Origin of the sequence: Cryobacterium sp. CAN_C2, from assembly GCF_015751745.1 — a bacterium.
Taxonomy (GTDB): domain Bacteria; phylum Actinomycetota; class Actinomycetes; order Actinomycetales; family Microbacteriaceae; genus Cryobacterium.
Genome location: NZ_JADOUX010000003.1, coordinates 46,729 through 65,567 on the forward strand (window position 1 = coordinate 46,729; position 18,839 = coordinate 65,567).

General features: G+C 65.7%; 17 protein-coding genes. 10 read left to right on the forward strand and 7 right to left on the reverse strand.

Going from position 1 to position 18,839, the window contains the following annotated elements; all coding sequences use genetic code 11:
* Nucleotides 1-174: 174 nt before the first annotated feature.
* Both IWX77_RS03345 and IWX77_RS03350 read right to left on the reverse strand, forming a co-directional pair.
* Entirely contained in the window at nt 175-1,506 is a 1,332-nt protein-coding gene (locus tag IWX77_RS03345; RefSeq protein WP_327012061.1) for a bifunctional o-acetylhomoserine/o-acetylserine sulfhydrylase, read from the reverse strand.
* A 112-nt stretch (nt 1,507-1,618) separates the two neighbouring features.
* Complete coding sequence (locus tag IWX77_RS03350) at nt 1,619-2,719, reverse strand: acyltransferase family protein (protein ID WP_297413073.1); 1,101 nt, start codon at nt 2,717-2,719, stop codon at nt 1,619-1,621.
* 29 nt (nt 2,720-2,748) lie between these two features.
* Here IWX77_RS03350 and IWX77_RS03355 point away from each other — a divergent pair, with 29 nt between their 5' ends.
* Nucleotides 2,749-3,528, forward strand: coding sequence for an SDR family NAD(P)-dependent oxidoreductase (locus IWX77_RS03355; protein WP_196843114.1), 780 nt, complete (start codon nt 2,749-2,751; stop codon nt 3,526-3,528).
* Between the two features lie 742 nt (nt 3,529-4,270).
* Here IWX77_RS03355 and IWX77_RS03360 read toward each other — a convergent pair.
* From IWX77_RS03360 to IWX77_RS03370, 3 genes are all read right to left on the reverse strand, one after another.
* Nucleotides 4,271-5,893 (reverse strand): solute symporter family protein, encoded by a 1,623-nt coding sequence (locus IWX77_RS03360; RefSeq protein WP_196843115.1) that lies wholly within the window; start codon nt 5,891-5,893, stop codon nt 4,271-4,273.
* Nucleotides 5,890-6,237 (reverse strand): DUF485 domain-containing protein, encoded by a 348-nt coding sequence (locus tag IWX77_RS03365; protein ID WP_196843116.1) that lies wholly within the window; start codon nt 6,235-6,237, stop codon nt 5,890-5,892. The genes IWX77_RS03360 and IWX77_RS03365 overlap by 4 nt, the downstream gene beginning before the upstream one ends.
* An 87-nt stretch (nt 6,238-6,324) precedes the next feature.
* Nucleotides 6,325-8,253 carry an AMP-binding protein gene (locus tag IWX77_RS03370; RefSeq protein ID WP_196843117.1) on the reverse strand — a complete coding sequence of 643 codons (1,929 nt, stop codon included), beginning with the start codon at nt 8,251-8,253 and terminating at the stop codon, nt 6,325-6,327.
* An 88-nt stretch (nt 8,254-8,341) separates the two neighbouring features.
* On the opposite strand from IWX77_RS03370, the gene IWX77_RS03375 reads away from it, so the two are divergent.
* The 5 genes from IWX77_RS03375 to IWX77_RS03395 all read left to right on the forward strand — a co-directional run bounded on the left by IWX77_RS03375 (nt 8,342) and on the right by IWX77_RS03395 (nt 13,377).
* Nucleotides 8,342-9,040, forward strand: coding sequence for a GntR family transcriptional regulator (locus IWX77_RS03375; protein ID WP_327012060.1), 699 nt, complete (start codon nt 8,342-8,344; stop codon nt 9,038-9,040).
* 14 nt (nt 9,041-9,054) lie between these two features.
* Nucleotides 9,055-10,590: an MmgE/PrpD family protein gene (locus IWX77_RS03380; RefSeq protein ID WP_196843118.1), complete on the forward strand. Its 1,536-nt coding sequence runs from the start codon at nt 9,055-9,057 to the stop codon at nt 10,588-10,590.
* The gene (gene prpB / locus IWX77_RS03385) at nt 10,590-11,519 is read left to right on the forward strand and encodes a methylisocitrate lyase (RefSeq protein WP_196843119.1); all 930 of its coding nucleotides are present in this window, start codon (nt 10,590-10,592) and stop codon (nt 11,517-11,519) included. Before IWX77_RS03380 ends, prpB begins: the two co-directional genes overlap by 1 nt.
* Before the next feature lie 9 nt (nt 11,520-11,528).
* Nucleotides 11,529-12,680 (forward strand): bifunctional 2-methylcitrate synthase/citrate synthase, encoded by a 1,152-nt coding sequence (locus IWX77_RS03390; protein ID WP_196843120.1) that lies wholly within the window; start codon nt 11,529-11,531, stop codon nt 12,678-12,680.
* 133 nt (nt 12,681-12,813) lie between these two features.
* Nucleotides 12,814-13,377, forward strand: coding sequence for a phosphoribosyltransferase (locus IWX77_RS03395; RefSeq protein WP_196843121.1), 564 nt, complete (start codon nt 12,814-12,816; stop codon nt 13,375-13,377).
* An 86-nt stretch (nt 13,378-13,463) separates the two neighbouring features.
* Here IWX77_RS03395 and IWX77_RS03400 read toward each other — a convergent pair whose 3' ends face one another.
* Nucleotides 13,464-14,105 (reverse strand): class I SAM-dependent methyltransferase, encoded by a 642-nt coding sequence (locus tag IWX77_RS03400; protein ID WP_196843122.1) that lies wholly within the window; start codon nt 14,103-14,105, stop codon nt 13,464-13,466.
* A gap of 171 nt (nt 14,106-14,276) precedes the next feature.
* Between IWX77_RS03400 and IWX77_RS03405 the strand changes: the two genes are divergently transcribed.
* The 3 genes from IWX77_RS03405 (at nt 14,277) to IWX77_RS03415 (ending at nt 16,377) form a co-directional block, all read left to right on the forward strand.
* Nucleotides 14,277-14,984, forward strand: a complete 708-nt coding sequence (locus IWX77_RS03405; protein ID WP_196843123.1) for a Type 1 glutamine amidotransferase-like domain-containing protein — start codon at nt 14,277-14,279, stop codon at nt 14,982-14,984.
* A 99-nt stretch (nt 14,985-15,083) separates the two neighbouring features.
* The gene (locus IWX77_RS03410) at nt 15,084-15,806 is read left to right on the forward strand and encodes a uracil-DNA glycosylase (protein ID WP_196843124.1); all 723 of its coding nucleotides are present in this window, start codon (nt 15,084-15,086) and stop codon (nt 15,804-15,806) included.
* The gene (locus IWX77_RS03415; RefSeq protein ID WP_196843125.1) at nt 15,799-16,377 is read left to right on the forward strand and encodes a GNAT family N-acetyltransferase; all 579 of its coding nucleotides are present in this window, start codon (nt 15,799-15,801) and stop codon (nt 16,375-16,377) included. The genes IWX77_RS03410 and IWX77_RS03415 overlap by 8 nt, the downstream gene beginning before the upstream one ends.
* A 91-nt stretch (nt 16,378-16,468) precedes the next feature.
* Here IWX77_RS03415 and IWX77_RS03420 read toward each other — a convergent pair whose 3' ends face one another.
* Complete coding sequence (locus tag IWX77_RS03420) at nt 16,469-17,293, reverse strand: SDR family NAD(P)-dependent oxidoreductase (RefSeq protein ID WP_196843126.1); 825 nt, start codon at nt 17,291-17,293, stop codon at nt 16,469-16,471.
* Nucleotides 17,294-17,370: 77 nt separating this feature from the next.
* Between IWX77_RS03420 and IWX77_RS03425 the strand changes: the two genes are divergently transcribed.
* Nucleotides 17,371-18,801, forward strand: coding sequence for an amidase (locus tag IWX77_RS03425; protein ID WP_196843127.1), 1,431 nt, complete (start codon nt 17,371-17,373; stop codon nt 18,799-18,801).
* Nucleotides 18,802-18,839: the final 38 nt, after the last annotated feature.

Sequence of the window (18,839 nt, forward strand, 5' to 3'; positions counted from 1 at the left end):
AGTCTGGCGGTCGAATGAACTACCCGGGCGCATGTTACGTCGAACTCCCGGGCGAAGATGGCCTGTACGGCCCCAGGCGTTGGTGCGGTCGCGTTTGACGTGTGGTTCAGGCGTTGGTGCGGTCGCGTTTGACGTGTGGTTCAGGCGTCGGTGCGGTCGCGTTTGACGTGTGGTTCAGGCGTCGGTGCGGTCGCGTTTGACGACCGCTCGGGCGGCGGCCAAACCTTCCTCGAGGTCGGCTTTCAGATCGGCGACGTTCTCGATGCCGACCGAGAGGCGCACAAGGCCGGGCGTGACGCCGGCGGTGAGCTGCTGCTCCGGGGTGAGCTGGGCGTGCGTGGTCGAGGCTGGGTGGATCACCAGGGAGCGCACGTCGCCGATGTTGGCGAGGTGGCTGAACAGGCTCAGGTTGTCGACGAGTGCGCGGCCGGCCGTGACACCACCCTTGAGCTCGAACGAGAGCACCGCACCGACGCCGAGCGGCGCGTACTTGTTGGCGTTGGCATACCACGGGCTCGACGGCAATCCGGCGTAGTTCACCGAGGCGATATCGTCGTGGTTGTCGAGCCACTCGGCGATGTCCTGGGCATTCTGCACGTGGCGTTCGATGCGCAGGCTGAGCGTCTCAATGCCCTGAATCAACTGCCAGGCGCTCGCCGGGGCGATGGCCGAGCCGAGGTCACGCAGTAGCTGCACGCGGGCCTTGATGACGTAGGCGAGGCCGTCGCCGACCGCAGTGGTGTAGCTCGCACCGTGGTACGACGGGTCGGGTTCGGTCAGGCCGGGAAACTTCTCCACGTTCTTGGACCACTCAAATTTGCCGCCGTCGACGAGTACGCCGCCGATTATGGTGCCGTGGCCGCCGAGAAACTTCGTGGCCGAGTGCACGATGATGTCGGCGCCGTGCTCGAACGGGCGAATGAGGTAGGGCGTGGCGATCGTGTTGTCAACGATGAGCGGAATGCCGGCCGCGTGGGCGACATCCGCTACCAGCGAAATGTCGAGCACGTTGATGCGCGGGTTGCCGATGGTCTCGGCGAAGAACAGCTTGGTGTTCTGTCGCACCGCTCGCTGCCATTCGGCCGCGTCATCCTGGTCCTCGACGAAGGTGACCTCGATGCCCAGTTTGGCCAGGGTGTACTTGAACAGGTTGTAGGTGCCGCCGTAGATCGAGCTCGACGACACGATGTGGTCGCCGGCCTGCGCAATGTTCAACACCGCAAAAGTGGATGCCGACTGACCGCTCGACAGCAGCAGCGCCGCGGTTCCGCCCTCCAGGGCAGCGACGCGCTCTTCGACGACCGCCTGGGTGGGGTTCTGGATGCGGGTATAGATGTTGCCGAATTCGGCCAGAGCGAACAGGTTCTGGGCGTGCTCGGCGCTGTTGAATACGTACGAGGTGGTCTGGTAGATCGGCGTGGCCCGCGCGTTAGTGACCGGGTCGGGTCGAGCGCCGGAGTGAACCTGCTTGGTTTCGAACTTCCACGATGAAGAATTGTCGGTCACGATAGCCTCCGGCTCATACGGCGTGGACTCTCCAGCGCTCTGGCCCGAGCATAAAGAGGCCCGAATGGCCGTGCAAGAGCGAACGAAACACAACGTCATGTTGTGCGTGCGGCTACTTGGGATTGCGGTGCGGCGGCACGATCGTGCCGGTTGGAGTCGTCGCCGTCGGCCCAAACAGCCAGCGCGCCTTCGGCTCCACCAGGGGCCGAACCAGCCGCCGCACGACGGGCAGCGACAGCACGATCGAGATCACCACGCTCAGTGCGATCATGCCCGGCAACACCCACCCCGGCTGTGGGCCGTCCAGCACCCCGGTCTCGCGCAGCGGGTAGAGCACAAAGGTGTGCAGCAGGTAGATATACATCGTCGCCGCGCCGAGGTCGGTGAACCAGGTCGTGCGCCGCGGTATGAGCATGAGGAACGCCACGATGAGCGCGAAGGCGAGCAGCATGACAGCCAGACGGATGCCGCCGGCCCAGAACTCGGAATAGTCAAACGTCGCGTACGACTCGTCATAGAGCAGAAAACGGCGCACCTGCAGGATACGCAGGGTCTCGATGTTGAGCCCGATCAGCAGGTACAGCAGGCCAAAAAGGCCGAGTGCACCGGCCCGCCAGCGCCAGACCAGGCCGGCGCGCAGCTCCAGCCAGGTATCGGTCAGAAGCCACTGGCGCAGTTTCCAGCCGAACACGAAGAACGGCAGCAGCCCGAGGGTACGGGAGAGGGCGAATGTTCCGTCGATATTCGAGAGGTAGCCGGCCCCGATCGAGATCATGATGCTGATCGTGAGGGGATAGCGCAGCAGCACAAGGTAGGGCAGCGCGATGCGCCACAACAGCAGTGCGAGGAAAAACCACAGGGTCCAGCTCGCGGTCGAGTAGTCGAGCACGAGCGTGCCGCCGAGAATCCAGCGCAGTGCCGTCCAGATCGTCTCGAAAATGATGTACGGAAAGACAAGGTCGGTGAGCAATCGCTGCATCTGCAACGCGCCGGGCGGTCCCGACTTCGCGAAATAGCCACTCACGGCAACAAAGACGGGAACGTGGAAGGCGTAGATGAACAGGTACATCGTGTACGCGCTATCCGCTTCACCGATGAGTTTGAGAATCGCGTGCCCGACCACCACGAGGGTGATCGCAATCCAGCGAGCGTTGTCCCAGAGGGGAACGCGACGCTTCTGCGGGTGTGTGGTGGTCGTGCTCAGTGCGCTCATTGAAGCCATTCTCCCGCCACAATGGAGAAATGAGTACTCGACGAGTTGTGGTGACCGGTGCAAGTTCAGGAATCGGAAGCGCCAGCGTGCGCCTATTCCGTGAGCACGAATGGGATGTGGTCGGTGTCGCGAGGCGTGCGGATCGCCTCGCAACGCTGCAAGCGCAAACGGGAGCGGACGTCTTCACCGCCGACCTCACGGTGCAAGCGGATGTCGACGCCCTGCGCGATTATCTGGCCGCGACCGGCCCGGTGCACGCCCTCGTCAACAACGCCGGCGGCGCCAAGGGCCTCGACACGGTCGAGGCCGGCAGTATCGAGGACTGGGCCTGGATGTTCGAGATCAATGTGCTCGCCGTCAAACGGGTCACCACGGCCATTCTGCCGCTACTGCGCGCCGGCATCGACTCCGGGGCAGGGTCGGCCGACATCGTGACCGTCACGTCGATTGCGGGCCATGTCGCTTATCTGGGCGGTGGCGGCTACAACGCGGCCAAGTTCGCCGCCCACGCGATGACCGAGGTGCTGCGGCTCGAGCTCTCGGGGGAGCCGATTCGGGTGATCGAGATCGCGCCGGGCATGGTCAGAACGGATGAGTTCGGTCTGGTTCGCTTCAACGGTGACGCCGACAAAGCCTTCGCTGCCTACGACAATGTGCCCAATCCGCTCTCGGCCGAGGACATTGCCGAGACCATCGTGTCGAGCGTGGAACGGCCGGCGCACGTGAACCTCGACCTGATCGTGATCAAACCGGTCGCCCAGGCGGCTCCGACCCGGATCGCCCGTGGGGAGCTCAAGATGCGCGAGTAGCAGCGCGTACCGCGGCTTCAGCGCGTACCGCGGCTTCTTGGCGCGGCCTGCGTCGGCGACGGGTCATCCGCTCCTCGCTCAAACATTGAGGGTTTTCGGGGGCCCCCGCGAAAAGCGTGCGGGGGCCCCCGAAAACCCTCAAAACTCACAACCCCGCGGACAACCCGCCGCCGCCGCTTCTTTCGGGCAGCTCCTTTCCCGCTGCTCCTTCCTTGCCGTCCCCTCGTCGGCAGACGCCCCCACTCCTCGCCTAGGTTTTGGTTGGATGTCGCGCGGGAGCTACGCCGGTGCGCGGGAGCTACGCCGGTGCGCGGGAGTTGGGGCCTGGCCAGAAGTCCCGCGCCACGCGTCACGCGGGACTTGCGCGGGTGCGCGCGAGTTATGCCTCCCGCGCACTGGCGCAGCTCCCGCGCGGCGTGAAATGGGCGCGACTGGCCCGTCGCCGTGCTCGGAACTGAGCCTTCCTGCATCCGTATTGAGCCGCTTTGGCACTGGAACGGTCACCAGCCAGCGCGCGCCTATCCACGGGTCGGTGCCAGGCGTTGAACCGTTCTGCGAGATTGCTGTCGACGAGCTCGGCGGCAGCGCGGAATCTGCTGGAGTTTTCGAGATCACGGTCGCTGGCCAAGTGTGCCAGCGGGTCGGCAACAGAAAACGGGCCGGACAGGATTAGATCCTGGCTGGCCCGTTCGCTGTACTGCCGGTTGTACTGCCGGTTGTGCTGCCGGATGTGCGGCGGCGGTTAGTGCTCGACGGCCTTTTCGGCGCCGTGGCCGGTGAGCGAACGCACCGACATCTCGGCGGCGAGCTTCGGGCTCTCCTTCACGGTGCTGGTGACCGATCCGAGCCAGCCGAGGAAGAACCCGAGCGGGATCGAGATGATGCCGGGGTTGCTCAGCGGGAAGATCGCGAAGTTCACGTCGGCACCGAACATGGAGGTGTCCGTGCCCGAGAACACCGGCGAGAAGATGATCAGGAGAACAGCCGAGGAGAGTCCGCCGTACATGCTCCAGACCGCGCCCCTGGTGGTGAAACCACGCCAGAACAGGGAGTAGAGAATGGTCGGCAGGTTGGCGCTCGCCGCGACGGCGAAAGCCAGGGCCACGAGGAAGGCGATGTTCTGCCCCTGCACACCGATACCACCGGCGATGGCCAGAATACCGATCACAATGACGGTGCGACGTGCGACCTTGACCTCGTCGTCGGGGTTTCCCTTGCCCTTCTTGATGACGGATCCGTAGATGTCGTGCGCGAAGCTCGTCGCTGCCGTGATGGTGATGCCGGCCACGACGGCCAGGATCGTTGCGAAGGCGATGGCCGAGATGAAGCCGAGCAGCAGCGGACCACCGAGGGCGAGCGCCAGCAGCGGGGCTGCCGAGTTCACTCCACCGGGAGCGGCGAGAACGGTGTCAGCACCGACGAGCGACGCGGCACCGAAGCCGAGCACCAGGGTGAAGATGTAGAACGCGCCGATGAGCCAGATGGCCCAGACAACCGAGCGACGAGCTTCCTTCGCGGTCGGAACCGTGTAGAAACGCATGAGCACGTGCGGCAGGCCGGCGGTTCCAAGAACCAGGGCGAGGGCGAGAGAGATGAAGTCGAGCGGGTTCGTGCCGTATTTCAGGCCCGGGGCAAGGATCGCGTCGGCGGGAACGGACGTCGAGGCGGCGACCGCGCTGTCCAGCAGCGCCGACAGGTCGAAGCCGTTGACGGCGAGAACCCAGATGCTCATGGCGAGTGCACCGATGATGAGCAGGAACGCCTTGACGATCTGCACCCATGTAGTGCCCTTCATGCCGCCGACCAGTACGTAGACGATCATCAGCGCACCGACAATGGTGACCACGATGGACTGGCCGAGCTTGTCGTTGATGCCGAGGAGCAGAGAGACGAGCCCGCCGGCTCCGGCCATCTGGGCGAGCAGGTAGAAGAAGCAGACGGCCAGGGTCGTCGTGGCCGCCGCCACGCGCACGGGGCCCTGCTTCAACCGGAAGGAGAGCACGTCGGCCATGGTGAACTTGCCGGTGTTGCGCATGAGTTCTGCAACGAGCAGCAGGGCCACGAGCCAGGCGACGAGGAATCCGATCGAGTACATGAACCCGTCGTAGCCGCTGATCGCGATCGCGCCGACGATGCCGAGGAACGATGCCGCCGAGAGGTAGTCGCCGGCGATGGCGAACCCGTTCTGCGGGCCGGTGAACGAGCGGCCACCGGTGTAGTAATCCGCGGCCGACTTATTGTTGCGCCCGGAACGGATCACGATGATCAGGGTGACCGCCACGAACGCGAGAAAGATCGAGATGTTCAGGACCGGGTTGTTTTCAACCGGTTTGACCAGCGTGGCCACGGAGTGCAGTGCGTTCATCGCTGTTCCATCCGCTCGAGCTCAAGGCGAAGTTCTTCGGTGCGGGGGTCAATCTTGCGGTTTGCGAAGGTCACGTAGGTCATCGTGATGGCGAACGTCGTGACGAACTGGCCGAGGCCGAGCAGCAGGCCCACATTGATGCGGCCGAAGACCGGCGTTGCCATGAAATCGGGTAGGTACGCGGCAGCAAGCACATAGGCGAAGTACCAGACCAAAAAGAAAATGGCCATCGGTACGACGAACTTGTTGCGGGTGCGCTTCAACTCGAGAAAACGGGGAGTCTTTTCAAATGCCTCGTAATCGATGGTGGACTTCGGTGGGGCGTCTTGCACTGCTTCACTCATGGGGCCTCCTTGCCTCAGGGACGAAAAATCTTGGTTTCAAGAAAAATTGTGGGTGCACGGTGTGGGTGGGAAGTGGTCGTGACCGGGTTACGAAACGGATGCTGACAGCGCGCGTTTCAGATCGTCGAGAACCGTGGGGTCTTCGATGGTGGGGGGAACGGAATATTCTTCACCATCGACGATTTGCCGAATGGTTTTGCGAAGAATCTTACCCGACCGCGTTTTGGGAAGTCGGTCGAGTACGGTGACGTCGCGAAACGCTGCGACCGGGCCGACATGCTCCCGGACAAGGGCGACGAGTTCTGCGACGAGAACGTCGTGGTCGACACTACTGCCGGCTTTGAGTGTGACGAAACCGGCGGCACGCTGACCCTTGAGCGGGTCGTGCACGCCGAGCACCGCGCACTCGGCGACGGCCGGGTGCAGCGTGAGTACCTCTTCGAGCGAACCGGTCGAGAGCCGATGCCCGGCCACGTTGATGACGTCGTCGGTGCGGCCCATCACGAACAGATAGCCGTCGGCATCGAAGTGACCGGAATCGCCGGTGGCGTAGTAGCCGGGAAACGCGGTCAGGTAGGAACTGGCGAACCGTTCCTCACTGCCCCAGACCCCGAGCAGGGTACCGGGTGGCAACGGAAGCCGAATGGCGATGTTGCCGTCCTTGCCGTCCTTCTCGATCGGCTTGCCCTGGGAATTCAGAATGGCGATGTCATACCCGGGAACCGGAACGGTGGCCGAGCCCGGTTTGGTCGGCAACTCTTCGATGCCGAGCAGGTTGGCGCAGATCGCCCAGCCGGTCTCGGTCTGCCACCAGTGGTCGACGACCGGGCAGTGCAGCCCGTTTTGGGCCCAGTGGAAGGTTTCGGGGTCGAGGCGTTCGCCGGCCAGGAACAGGCTGGTCAGGCTGGACACGTCGTGATGCTTCAGTTCGAGCAGGTCGGGGTCGACACGGCGGATCGCCCGAACGGCGGTCGGCGCGGTGAACAGCACCCTGACCTTGTACTCGTCGACGACGCGCCAGAAGGCGCCGGCATCCGGCGTGCCAATGGGTTTGCCCTCGTAAATGAGCGTGGTCACGCCGGCCAACAGCGGCGCGTAGACGATATAGGAGTGCCCGACCACCCAGCCGACGTCGGAGGCGGCCCAGTAGACGTCGCCCGGCCCGACGTTGTAGACGTTGCGCATCGACCAGTTCAGGGCGACGGCGTGGCCTCCGTTGTCGCGGACGATGCCCTTGGGCTTACCGGTCGTGCCGGAGGTGTACAGAATGTACAGCGGGTCGTCGGAGCGCACGGCCACCGGGTCGGCCGGTGCGGCCTTGGCTTCTTCATCGGCCCAGTCCAGCCAGAGGGCATCCGTCTTGGAGCGGTCCTGGTAGTCCGCGGCCGAACCGGGAACGCTGTCCCGATTGCGCACGATCACGGTGTGCACCGAGCCCTGGCTGAGCGTCAGTGCTTTCTCCACCAGCGGCAGGTATTCCACAGAGCGGCCCGGTTCGAGGCCGCCCGATGCTGTGACGATGACACTCGGGCGGGCGTCGTCGATGCGCACAGCCAGTTCCGTCGCGGCGAAACCGCCGAACACGACCGAGTGCACCGCGCCGATGCGTGCGCAGGCGAGCATGGCGACGACCGCTTCGGGAATCATCGGCAGGTAGATGATGACGCGGTCGCCGGTACCGACGCCGTTGGCGCGCAGGGCGCCGGCGAACTTAGCGACGCGACCGAGCAGCTCGAGGTAACTCAGCTGAACCCGGGTGCCGGTCATGGCCGAGTCGTAGATCAACGCGGTCTGGGCACCGCGCCCAGCCAGAACGTGACGGTCGAGGGCGTTGTAGCTCGTGTTGAGCGTTCCCCCGGGAAACCAGCTTCCGGTCGCCGTGCCGTCGACGGCCAGGGCGCTCGTCGGCTGCGTGATCCAGTCGATGCCCGCGGCGGCCTCCAGCCAGAAGTCCTCCGGCGACGAAATGCTGCGTCGCCAGGCCTCCTGGTAGCCCCCACCTGATTCGCCGTTCATGTCCACCTTCTCCATCGAAGTGCTTCTGTATACAAAGAGTGGTTGAAGTATTGCATATAACCCGGCACTGTGGAATAGAATCACACTTGTGTATACAGAAACCGCAATGTTGGGGTTAGACCTTCCGCTTCGAGCAAGCGAGCGGGCGTACCGTCAGCTGCGCGGGGAGATTCTCGACGGCCTCCTCGCACCGGGGGCTGCCCTGCTCGAAGTTGAACAAGCCGAGCGCATCGGCGTTTCCCGCACCCCGCTGAGAGAAGCGGTTGCCCGATTGATCGCCGACGGCCTCGTCGTCGGACGCCGCGGGCGCGGCTTCGAAGTGACCGACATCTCCGTCGACAGCATCTCCGAACTGTACGAGTTGCGCCAGGCGCTCGAAGTGCAGGCCATTCGCCTCGCTGCGACTCGGCGCGACCTGGCACCGTTTATTAGACTCCGCGAGAAGTTCCGTACCGCGCCGGACCTTCTGGAGCAGGGCGATATCGGCGTGCACCGCTATTACGTGCTGATCGATGAACTCGAAGACGCCGTCGACCTTGCCGTCGCAAACCCCTTTCTCGTCGGCGCCCTGCGCGCCGTACGCACGCACTTGGCCCGCATCCGCCGGCTTGCCCGAAGAAATCCGTTGCGGCTTCATGCCGCAGCGGCCGAGCACCTGCTGATTATCGACGCCATCATTGCCGGCGACCCGTCGCTGGCAGCCCATGCCACCCATATTCATCTTCACCAAAGCCTCGTGAGCGTCCTCGCGGCGATCGACGGGGAATCGGCCACTCCGGTCGGCTAACGAAGGGATCCACCGTGCAGCTCCACCACGTTCGAGTTCACAAGAGCGACGAGAATCTGGCCCGCGAGGACCAGCTGGCCTGGAAGATCGCCGAGGTCGCCGCCGATCCCGCCCTGGTCTCCGAGGAAGTGACCGAGATGGTCATCAACCGCGTGATCGACAACGCCGCCGTAGCCGCGGCCAGCCTGACCCGTCGCCCGGTGATTGCCGCCCGCTCGCAGGCGCTTGCGCACCCCCGTTCCAACGGTGGCGACGGCTCGACCGTGTTCGGCCTCGCGCCGGCCCGCCGCGTTTCCCCGGAGTGGGCGGCGTGGGCCAACGGAGTGGCCGTACGTGAACTCGACTACCACGACACCTTCCTGGCCGCCGAATACTCCCACCCGGGCGACAATATTCCGCCGATCACGGCCGTCGCCCAGCACCTCGCCGCCTCGCGAGGCCTGACCGGCAGCGACCTGGTTCGCGGTATCGCCACCGGCTACGAGATTCAGATCGACCTCGTGAAATCAATCACCCTGCACGCGCACAAGATCGACCACGTCGCCCACCTGGGCCCGTCCGTCGCTGCCGGCATCGGAACCCTCCTCGGGCTCGACGAGGAGACCATCTTTCAGGCCGTCGGCCAGGCACTGCACACCACGACGGCCACCCGCCAATCACGCAAGGGCGAAATCTCCTCCTGGAAGGCCCACGCCCCGGCATTCGCCGGCAAAATGGCCGTCGAAGCCGTTGACCGCGCGCTGCGCGGCGAGACCAGCCCCACCCCGATCTATGAGGGCGAAGACGGTGTCATCGCCTGGCTGCTCGACGGCCCCGGCGGCTCCTATGACGTGTCGCTGCCGGCCGCCGGCAGCATCAAGCGCGCCATTCTCGACAGCTATACCAAAGAGCACTCGGCCGAGTACCAGGCGCAGGCCTGGATCGACCTCGCCCGCCGACTGCACAACGAGCACCCGGAACTGCTCGTGGCCGGGGCGATCACGAGCATTGTCATCCACACCAGCCACCACACGCACTACGTGATCGGATCCGGCGCCAACGACCCGCAGAAGTACGACCCCACCGCGAGCCGCGAAACCCTCGACCACTCCATTCCCTATATCTTCACGGTGGCACTGCAGGACGGCACCTGGAACCACGTCGACTCCTACAGCCCCGAGCGTGCCGGCCGCCCCGACACCATCGCCCTGTGGAACACCGTCACCACGACCGAAGACACGGAATGGACGCGTCGCTACCACTCCCTCGACCCGGCCGAGAAGGCCTTCGGCGGTCGCGTGGAAATCGAACTCAGCAACGGAACCCGCCTGGTCGATGAGATCGCCGTCGCCGACGCGCATCCGCTCGGCGCTCGCCCCTTCGCCCGCGCGGAGTACATCGACAAGTTCCGCACCCTGGCTGCTCCGGTTCTGGAAAAATCCGAGATCGAACGGTTCCTCTCACTGGCCCAGCGCCTGCCGGAGCTGAGGTCCGCCGACCTCGGCGGCCTGACCATTGTGGCCAAGCCGGGACTGCTGGCCTCCATCGCCACCCCGAACGGAATTTTCTAATGTTGTACGCCGGCACGACAGCCGCCGACAAGCGCCGTGCCCTGCGGGCCGGCCTGTCGAGCGGAAGGATTCTGCGCTACCCCGGCGCGTTCAACCCGCTCTCGGCCAAGCTCATCCAGCAGAAGGGGTTCGAGGGCGTCTACATTTCGGGCGCCGTACTCTCGGCCGACCTCGGCCTGCCCGACATCGGCCTGACCACTCTCACCGAGGTGGCCGGCCGGTCGCAGCAGATCGCCCGCATGACCGACCTGCCGGCGATCGTTGACGCCGATACCGGTTTCGGCGAGCCGATGAACGTGGCGCGCACGATTCAGACCCTCGAAGACGCTGGCCTGGCCGGTATGCACATCGAGGACCAGATAAACCCGAAACGCTGCGGCCACCTCGACGGCAAGCAGGTTGTGGATGCCGACACCGCGATCAAGCGCATCCGCGCGGCCGTCGACGCGCGGCGAGACCCGAACTTTCTCGTCATGGCGCGCACAGACATCCGTGCCGTTGACGGGTTGGATGCCGCTGTGACCCGTGCCAAGCAACTGCAGGATGCCGGGGCCGACGCGATTTTTCCCGAGGCGATGGGCAGCCTCGCCGAGTTCGAAACGATTCGCGCAGCCGTGTCGGTGCCGATTCTGGCGAACATGACCGAGTTCGGTAAGGGCGAGCTGTACACCGTGGCGCAACTCGAGAACGTGGGCATGAACCTCGTGATCTTTCCGGTATCCCTGCTGCGCCTCGCGATGGGCTCGGCCGCACGTGGACTCGATGCGATTTCGGAACACGGTTCGCTCACGACGATGTTGCCCGAAATGCAGCACCGGGCCGATCTATACGAGTTGCTCGACTATGCCTCGTACAGCCAGTTCGATTCGGGTATCTTCGATTTCACCCTGAACCCGCACATCTCGACGCCGAGTTCGTCACAGGTCTGAAGGAGCACAATGTCTGACACCCAAACTGTAGAACCTGCGGTCACTCCGCATATTTATAAAGGTCTGACCGGCGTCATCGTCGACACGACCGCGGTTTCCAAGGTCAACCCCGAGACCAACTCGCTGCTCTACCGGGGCTACCCCGTGCAGGAACTCGCTGCGAAGAAGAGCTTCGAAGAGGTCGCCTACCTGCTCTGGCATGGCGAACTACCCGACGAACAACAGCTGGCCGACTTCGAAGCGCTCGAGCGCTCGCTGCGTCACCTCAGCCCGGTGATCAAGCGCATCATTGACGAGCTGCCGCTGACCGCGCACCCGATGGATGTTGTGCGCACCGCCGTGAGTATCGTCGGCGCGAGCGATCCAGACGCGGAGAACCCGTCGCCGCAATCCGACCTGGCCAAGTCGATTCGCCTGTTCGCCCAGTTGCCGGCGATCGTCTGCTACGACCAGCGTCGCCGGCACGGCCTCGAACTGGTCGAACCGCGCGACGACCTCGGCTATTCGGCGAACTTTCTGCACATGGCTTTCGGCGAGGTGCCAGAGCTCGTCGTCGTCAACGCCTTCGACGTGTCGATGATTCTCTACGCGGAGCACTCCTTCAACGCGTCGACCTTCACCGCGCGGGTCATCACCTCGACCCTGGCCGACCTGTATTCGGCGGTGACCGGCGCGGTCGGGGCGCTCAAGGGAGCGCTGCACGGCGGCGCCAACGAGGCCGTCATGCACACCTTCACCGAGATCGGCCTCGGCGCCGGCGCGGCCGACCGTGCCGAACCGTGGCTGGCCCAGGCGCTCACCGAGAAACGCAAGATCATGGGCTTCGGGCACCGCGTCTACAAGAGCGGCGACTCGCGGGTTCCGACGATGCGTGCGTCGCTCGTCACCCTGGTCGAGCACTACCAGAAGCCGGAACTGCTGGAACTGTACGAAGCCCTCGAGACGGCGATGACGACGCGCAAGGCGATTCTGCCGAACCTCGATTACCCGTCGGGCCCGGCCTACCACCTGATGGGGTTCGACACCCTCACCTTCACGCCGATCTTCGTCGCGGCGCGCATCACGGGGTGGACCGCGCACATCATGGAGCAGAAGAAGAGCAACGCGCTCATTCGTCCGCTGTCGGCCTACAACGGCGTCGACCAGCGCCAGGTTCCGTAGCGTTTTCTTCAGGGCGGATGCCGCGCGGCCGGCTGGCAGCGCGGTATCCGCCCTGCACCGGTTGTTTCTGCGGTGTGATTCTGTGGTGTCTGTATCGGGACACGGTCGGCTGAGACCTGGCTAGCATTGACGAATGACACCTGATGCCGAGGATTTGCCCACTTCTCCCGAGATCGCGCGCGAAATTCTGCAGTGGACCGACTTCGCCGCGGCATCCCGCGAGCTGGCAACTCGAGTGCGGGACAGCGGTTTTCATCCCGATGTTGTGATCGCTATCGCCCGCGGCGGCCTGCTGCTGGCCGGCGCTGTGTCATATGCGCTCGGCACCAAGAACTGCGGCAGCATCAACGTGGAGTTCTACACCGGCATTGACGAGCGTCTGCCCGAGCCCGTGCTGTCGGCGCCGATGCTCGACGCTCCGGCCCTTGCCGGCAAGCGGGTGCTGCTCGTCGATGACGTCTCAGACTCCGGCCACACCCTCGCGCTCGTGCTGCGCCTGCTCGGCGAGACCGCGATGGAGGTGCGCACCGCGACGCTGTATACCAAGCCGCGCACCGTGCACGTGCCCGACTTCACGTGGCGCGAAACTGACAAGTGGATCGTGTTTCCATGGTCGGCGCTGCCGCCGGTAGTCGGCGCCCGCGAGACCATCGCGCCCGGCGACCTCGCCGACGTGACGGGCGAGGTCGCCGCCTGAATCACAACCAGCTCCTGAGCGCGTTAGACCTGACGCGCTCTATCCAAGCCCTGGTCTGTCTGACAGTCTCGACGAACGGGCGCGACTCAGCCGTCGGCATCCACGTGACGGCGGGCGCGCAGCACGGTGTCGGCGATCGTGATCTGGTCGCCGTCCGGCCCGGTGATGTCCCGGGTGCGGGCCTCACTGACCAGAATCTCCCACTCGGCCGGGTCCAGTCCCTCGGCGGCCTCCTCGGCCGTAAAGAACAGGTCGGGCAGCTGCGGGCGCTTCATTCCTGAGACCAAATCAGACGGATGGTGCGCCACAATCAGCAGGGTACCGCCCGGCAGGACCGCGGCCGCGAGGCGGTGAAACAGTGCTCTGCGCTCACGGCTCGGCAGGTGCATGAATTGCGACGAGACCAGATCGAAACTGCCAGCGGGTGGCGTCCACTCGAGTATATTGTGGTGTGCCCAGTGGATACGCACGGCCGATTCGGCCTCGGACGCCGCGTGTGCGGCCGCTCGCTCGAGGGCGACGGCGGAGAAGTCAACGGCCGTGACCCGCCAGCCGCGCCGGGCGAGCCAGAGCGCGTCGGCGCCCTCGCCGCAGCCCACGTCGAGTGCGTGCCCCGGGGCGAGCTCGCTCGTCTCTGACACCAGCTGCGGGTTCGGGTTGCCGCTCCACACGTGCGCGCTCGCGCGGTAGCGGTCGTCCCAGGTGGCTTCATTAAACTGCGTCGTCATTGTTCCAGCCTGCCACGATGGCCGGGGCGATCGATCCGTTCGCGGCCGACCCACACATAGTAAAGCGCACGAGAAACCGGCGCTCGATTAGCATTGACGGATGACGACTTCACACCCTGCCGTGCCAGCCTCCACCGTGCCAGCCTCCACCGTGACCCGATGGGCTCACGCATGAGCGTGCACCTGGTCGGCGGCGGGGGAGACCTCGTGCGCGATGCCGAGGTGTTCAAAACATTCCTGTCCGAGGTCAGCTTTCAGGCATCCCAGGCCGGTCGCGACGAACCGGTTGTCGCGATAATCACCGTCGGACCGGGGAATGCGCACGCCGAGGAACTGGCCGCATCGCTCGGCGATGCCGTGCAGACCCGCCGAGCCACGCTCGCGTCTGGCGATACCGCCGCCCTCACCGCGGTGTCCGCGGTTGACGGCATCCTCATTGGCGGCGGTGTGACCCCTGACTATCTGGCCGCCCTGCTGCCCATCGCCGGAGAGATCCGCCGCCAGGTGTCGACGGGGGTGCCCTACCTCGGCTTCTCGGCTGGCGCCATGATCGCGGCCGAACGGGCCCTGATCGGCGGTTGGCGCATCGGCGGCGTCGAGGTCACCCCCGAACACGTCTCGGAGGGCCTCGACGAAATCACCTTCGCCCAGGGCATTGGACTGCTCGACGTCACGGTCGACGTGCACGCCGCCCAGTCCGGCAGCCTGTCCCGCCTGATCGCGGCGACCGAGGCCGGCCTCATCGACGGCGGCCTGGGCATCGACGAAAATACCGTGCTCGTCGTCGGCGAGGGCGCCCTCGGAGTGCTCGGAGCCGGCAGCGTCTGGCGGGTCAGTCAGGCCGACGGCGGTGTGCTCGTGAGCACCATCGGCGCCTGACTGTCGGATGAAAGTCGGCGAACGGATGCCGCACCACCCGCGATCGGGTGGCCGCGCGTTTTGCGGCGTGCCGACCGGGTTCCTGGGAATGGTGACCTCATGAACCTCGCCGCCCTCGCGGCGGCCGGTCAGATCGACTCGGGCTGGGCGCACGCGCTCGCTCCCGTTGCCGATGACCTGGCCCGGGTGGGCGAGTTTCTGGCGAGCGAACGGGCGTCCGGCCACACGGTGTTGCCCGCTCCGGAGCACCTGCTGCGCGCGTTTCGCCAGCCGTTCGACGCCGTGCGGGTGCTCATCGTCGGTCAGGATCCGTACCCCACGCCGGGGCATCCGATTGGGCTGGCCTTCGCCGTCAACGCCGACGTGCGTCCCCTGCCGCGCAGCCTCGGCAATATTTTCACCGAGCTGGAGGACGACCTCGGCCTGCAGCGTCCCGCTCACGGGGACCTCTCGGCATGGTCCGACCAGGGGGTGCTGCTGCTCAACCGGGTGCTCAGTGTGCGGGCCGGTGCGGCCGGTTCGCATCGCCGGGACGGCTGGGAAACCGTGACCAACCAGGCCATTCGCGCGCTCGTGGGGCGGCGGCTTCCGCTCGTGGCGATTCTGTGGGGCAAAGATGCCGGTGCGCTTCGGCCCCTGCTCGGCGACACCCCGGTGCTCGAGTCGGCGCACCCGAGCCCGCTGTCGGCCCGCCGCGGATTCTTCGGCTCCCGGCCATTCAGCAACGCCAACCGGTTGCTGATCGAGCAGGGGGCGGCATCGGTGCACTGGGAGCTTCCGGTAATCTGGAACCAACCAGAAAGGGGAGTGCCCGGTGCTTGAGGAAGAATACGAGCCTCGTCGTCGGCTACCCCGCCACCTGCGGCCGGACGTTGCGGCCGAGGCGCCGTTCGAGTACACGATGCGCGAGGTCCGGGCGAGCGACCTGCCGCACATTCAAGAGATCTACAACTACTACGTCGCCAACAGCACCGTCACCTTTGACGAAGATGCGATGACCCTCACCGAGTGGCGCGACAAGTTCTACTACCTGAACAAACAGGGCATGCCGTTCATTGTGGCCGTGTCACCGGCCGGTCAGATTCTCGGGTACGCCCTGGTCAGCCCGTGGAAGCAGAAGAAGGCCTACCGATTCACGGTGGAGAATTCGATCTACCTCGGCGCCGCGTCGACCGGTAAGGGACTCGGGCGGGAGCTGCTCGGCGAGCTGATCAAACGGTCGAAAGCGGCCGGCCTGAAAGAGATCATCGCCGTCATCGCCGACCAGGGGGCGGATGCCTCGATCAAGCTGCACGGCGACTTCGGCTTCCACGAGATCGGCCGCATGGGCAAGGTCGGATTCAAGTTCGAGCGCTGGCTCGGCACCATTCTGCTGCAAAAAAGCCTGAAATAGCCACTCCGGCCCTTCTCGGTCGAATTTAGCCCCGTGATTGGTCGGTTCAGCGCGGCCGTGTCCCCGGGGCAGCGGGTGCTGTCACGCCGGGTCAGCGGGCGTCGCGGGGCGTGTTCATGCGGCCGACCATGTCCAGCACCGCGGGCCTCGGCAAGATGCTGGCCACCCGGGCGAGCAGCGCGTTACGGGCGCCGACGAGCACGACCGATGGCGTCACCGCACGGTCGAGCGCGGAGAATGAGGCGCGCATGACCTCCTCGACCGTGAGCTGAGTGCCCTTCTTGCCGCCGCTGGTCTGGGCGACCTCGAAGAACTCGGTATCGGCCGGGCCTGGGCAGATCGCCGTCACCTTGAGGCCGCTCGACCGGGTTTCGTAGCTGACCGCTTCGGTGTAGCTGAGCACGTAGGCCTTGGTGGCTCCGTAAACCGCCATGTGCGGCACCGGCTGGAACGCCGCCGTGCTCGCCAGATTCACGAGCGCCGCGGTGTGCGGATGCAGCGAGGCAGTCTCGACCAGTTCGGGCAGAAAGGCGTGGGTCAGAGCGGTGAGGGCGTGCACGTTGAGGGCGATCTGCTCCCGTTCCCGGGCCTCGTCGGAGTCGAGCACGGTGCCGAAGGTCGCGAAGCCGGCGTTGTTCACGAGGGTGCCAATGGTGATCATTCGCTCGCGGAGGTCGGAGACCAGCTCGGTGACGGCATCCGCGCTGGTGAGATCGAGCGGAATGACGGTGGAGACCGTGCCGTATTTCTCGGCCAGGTCGACGGCGAGGGCTTCGAGGCGGGCCTGCCGGCGGGCGACGAGCACGAGATCCGCGCCGCGCTGGGCGAGCTCGTGGGCATACCCGACGCCGAGGCCGCTTGATGCTCCGGTGATGAGCGCGGTGGTGCCAATGGGGTTGTACAAAGCGCTGGCCATGGCTTGAGGCTAGCCGTCCTGAGCGTGCATGACCAGTGGTGGCTGGCCGCCCGGCTCGGTCGAACTAGGCTCAGAATATGGCTGATCCACATGAACTGACCGCCCTGGAACAATGGCAGGCTCTGCAGAACCGCGAAATCAGCCCGAGCGACCTCGTGGAGCATTACCTCGCCCGCATCGAGAAATTCAACCCGGCGTTCGGCGCCTTCGTCACCGTGACGGCGGATGCGGCGCGTGCGCGGGCCCGAGACGTTGAAGAGCGGATGCCCCGCACCGCACCGCTCTGGGGCCTCCCGTTCGCCGACAAAGACCTGCACCTGCGCGCCGGGGTGCATGCCGGGTTCGGATCCCGTCTGTTCGCCGACTATGTGCCCGACGAATCAGACGACCTGGTGCAGGCGCTCGACGACGCCGGGGGAGTCAGCCTCGGCAAGACCAACACGCCCGAATTCGGGCTCGCCTCCTACACCGAGAGTCTCGCCGCCCCGCCGGCCCGCACCCCGTGGAACCTTGCGCTCGGCGCCGGTGGATCGAGCGGTGGTGCCGCTGTCGCAGTCGCCGCTCGCTTACTGCCGTTCGCGCCGGGCTCCGACGGAGGCGGGTCCATTCGCATTCCCGCCGCCGCCTGCGGGCTGGTCGGGCTCAAGCCCAGTCGCGGGCGCGTGCCGACCGCCTCCGGCATCGACAAGCTCGGCGGCCTCGCGGTCGGTGGTCCGCTCGCTCGCACCGTAGCGGATGCCGCGCTGCTGCTCGACGCCATGATCGCGCCCCGCGACGGTCACCCCGACCACCACTACGCCCTGCGAGCCCCGGGCGATGAGACGCCGCTGTTGGCGGCGGCGGTGCGCGGTGAAGGACGTTTTCAGCTCGGCGTCATGACCACCTCGGCCTGGGACAACGACTACTCCATAACGATCGCACCCGAAGCCCAGACCGCCGTCGACCTCGCCGTCGCCGGCTTCGCCGCCCTGCAGCACGGCCTCGAAGAGACGGCGCTCGTGCCAGATCCGAGCTACGGGCCGGCGTTCCGCACCATCTGGCAGGCCGGAGCGGCGAGCATTCCCGCCGACACCGAGGCCGAGATCGACCTTCTCGAGCCACTGACCCAGTGGCTGCTCGCCCGTGGCCGTGCCCTCAGCGCCCGGGACCTCGCCGAGGCGCTCGCCGCGTTGACCGCGTTCGAGCGGTCGTTCATTCACCAACTGGCGAAATTTGATGCCGTGCTGACTCCGGCCATGGCCATGACGCCGCGCCCGGTGGGCTGGTATGACGCGCACGACGCCGAGGCGAACTTCGCGCAGCAGGTGCAATACACCCCGTTCACCTCGATGATCAATGTGAGCGGACTGCCCGCCATCGTGCTGCCGGTGCATCAGACCGACGACGGCCTGCCGATGGGGGTGCAACTCATCGGTCGACCGGGCGGCGAGGCCACCCTCCTGTCGCTCGGCGCCCAGCTCGAGCGCCGCATCCGCTGGCAGGACCGGGTGCCGCCCGAGCCGGCGTAACCCGAGTCGCTCGAAACCCGGACGGTGCTAACTCGACC